We start from the raw sequence: 2,907 nt of genomic DNA on the forward strand, positions 1-2,907 counted from the left end.
TCTGGTTTTGAAATCACCACTCACGTAATGAGAAGGTCCCTGAACGTCGATAACCGTGTTGTAATCTGGCAGTAGCAGGTCGACCGGAGGCAATGAGTTCAGACTCTGTTCTTCTTTAATCTTCAAAGACGGAAAGCTTGACTGGAGCTGATCGCGTAAGATGGATTGAGATTGGGAAATGATTGTCCGGTAATGTGGACCCACTGGACACGCCCTCCCAAGCCAACTTGCAGCCATGGCAGTGATGAATGGAAACTCTGAATTGCACGGGGATGGACTTTCCAGGCGAGAGAACAGTTCATCTATGTGCTTTTCAAGGGCGTTTTTATTATCGTCACCGAAGTACAGATAATACCTGGCACTAAATACCATGACTCCCCAGAGAGCCATTGATATATCTTGCTGAGAGAGCTGAGGGTTTTCACTGATTCTGTCGACAAGAGAATCGAACATAGATTTAACCAGGTTCAGCTCAATGGCCTCACCCAGTTTTGCCACGGACCACACCAGTGTGGTGACCTCCTGTGGCTTGAAGTGGTTTTTCATTTCTTTTGATTCGGCTTTGGCTTGCACATGTTGCAACAGCACGGCCAAGACTTCTTTGAGCTTCGGTGTCTTCTCCAGCTCCAACCCGTTTTCCAACAGTGTCACCACGGTCCACAGCAGGTTGGCGATATGCTGTGAAATAAAGTGGTCTTTCTCTTCTTTTGACTCGGCTTTGGTTTTCACATCGAGCAGCAGCACGGCCAAGGCCTCTTTGAGCGTTGCTGTCTTCTCCAACCCATTGTCCACCAGTTTCGCCAAGGCCCACAGCAGGTTGGCGACTTCCTGTGGCTTCAAGTGGTCTTTCTCTGCTGTTGATTCGGCTTTGGTTTTCACCTGGGGCAACAGCGCAGCCACGGACTCTTTGAGCTTCGGTGTCTTCTCCAGCTCCAGCCCATTGTCTACCAGTTTCGCCAGGGCCCACAGCAGGTTGGTGACTTCCTGTGGCTTGAAGTGGTCTTTTTCTTCTGTTAATTCGGCTTTGGTTTTCACATGGGGCAACAGCGCGGTTACAGCCTCGTTGAGCTTCGCTGTCTTCTCCAGCCCGTTGTCCACCAGTTTCGCCACGGCCCACAGCAAGTTGGCGAGGTGCTGTGGCTTGAAGTGGTCTTTCTCTTCTTTTGATTCGGCTTGGTTTTTGACCTGGGGAAACAGCGCGGCCATGACCTCTTTGAGCTTCGGTATCTTCTTCAGCTGCAGCCCATTGTCCACCATTTTTGCCAGGGCCCACAGCAGGTTGGCAGTACCTTGAGTGTTGAAGTGATCTTTCCCTTCTTTTGATTCGGCTTTGGTTTTCACATGTGGCAGCAGCGCAGCTACGGCCTCTTTGAGCTTCGGTGTTTTCTCCAGCTCCAGCCCGTTGTCTACCAATTTCGCCACTGCCCACAGCAGGTTGGAGATATACTGAGGGATAAAATGGTCTTTCTCTTCTTTTGATTCGGCTTGGGTTTTCACATGGTACAAAAGCACGGCCACGGCCTCTTTGAGGATCGCGGTCTTCTCCAGCTCCAGCCCGTTATCCACCAGTTTCGCCACGGCCCACACCAGGTTGGCGACTTCCTGTGGCTTGAAGCGGTCTTTCTCTTCTTTTGATTCGGCTTTGGTTTTTACATGGGGCAACAGCGCGGCTATCGCCTCGTTGAGCTTCGGTGTTTTCTCCAGCCCATTGTCCACCATTTTTGCCATGGCCCACAGCAGGTTGGCAGTACCTTGAGTGTTGAAGTGATCTTTCCCTTCTTGTGATTCGGCTTTGGTTTTCACATGGGGCAGCAGCGCAGCTACGGCCTCTTTGAGCTTCGGCGTTTTCTCCAGCTCCAGCCCGTTGTCTACTAATTTCGCCACTGCCCACAGCAGGTTGGAGATATGCTGAGGGATAAAATGGTCTTTCTCTTCTTTTGATTCGGCTTTGGTTTTTACAAGGGGCAACAGCGTGGCGACGGCTTCTTTGAGCTTTGGTGTCGTCTCCAGCTCAAGCCCGTTGCCCGCCATTTTTGCCAGGGCCCACAGCAGATTGGCGGTACCTTGGGTATCAATACCCATGGCGTCAGGTTTTTGGTTGCACTTAAGTATTACTGCATCAAGTAACGTTGACAAAAAAGCTGCCTGAGCCTCCTTGCTTCTCTCATTCATGTACTTATGTGGGGTAAAAACACCCGCTGATGTAAATGAATGAACCGTTGTCGTCAGGCTTCGCCAAGGCCATCCGCGTGTCGCTTTAAAAGCATGCAACAATGGTATCAGTTGGCATTGTTCACTGTGATTTAATGGTCTTTTTGACCTTGATGTGTATTGTTTGATTGAACAGGCAAATTGACTGTGTTTTTTCCCATTATAGCGATCACCAAAACGAGCAGATATGCTCACCAGGTCATCCATTCTTTCTTGTGTGATAAGAGCATTAAAATCCTGAACAGGTTTTATTGAATGTCTTGGTGAATGGTTAGCAGAGCAGGCGTCAGAGGCAGGATAAAATTCATGACGATCCGGAATATAGGGAAGTGGAGTATTCGTCCACCTCACTGTGCCATACCTGTATCGCCCACTCCCTGAAGCACCGGTATGATCATCTGGTTGATTATAATCATTATTGCCTGATGTTGTGCATGTCCAACTTATACCAGCACCGCTTTTGTCCATAATTATAATTTCATTAATTCATTGAAAATATAAAATGTAGACTACTCTACGTCATCATCGGGCAGCAGTTTTTACTGGCTTTTTTCTCTTCCTTTTTCTCTTTTTGGGTTTATTTATTTGCTCTTCTAAATATTCTTCAGCGGTAAAATAACAGTCATCAGAAAATTGCCCCCCTTCATCAGCAGTAAAATAGGCCTCATCTACCGCCCAGTCGCTGCTGTCAGGGGT

The 2,907-nt window shown here is 48.5% G+C and carries 1 protein-coding gene; it reads right to left on the minus strand.

Translation table 11 applies throughout. From position 1 onward, the window contains the following. Positions 1 to 2,679 (minus strand): DUF1601 domain-containing protein (locus ACO6V1_RS23295; RefSeq protein ID WP_422468897.1); only part of this gene is annotated, 2,679 nt, incomplete at its 3' end. Positions 2,680 to 2,907: the final 228 nt, after the last annotated feature.

This window comes from Endozoicomonas sp. ALC013 (assembly GCF_049310205.1).
Lineage (GTDB): Bacteria > Pseudomonadota > Gammaproteobacteria > Pseudomonadales > Endozoicomonadaceae > Endozoicomonas.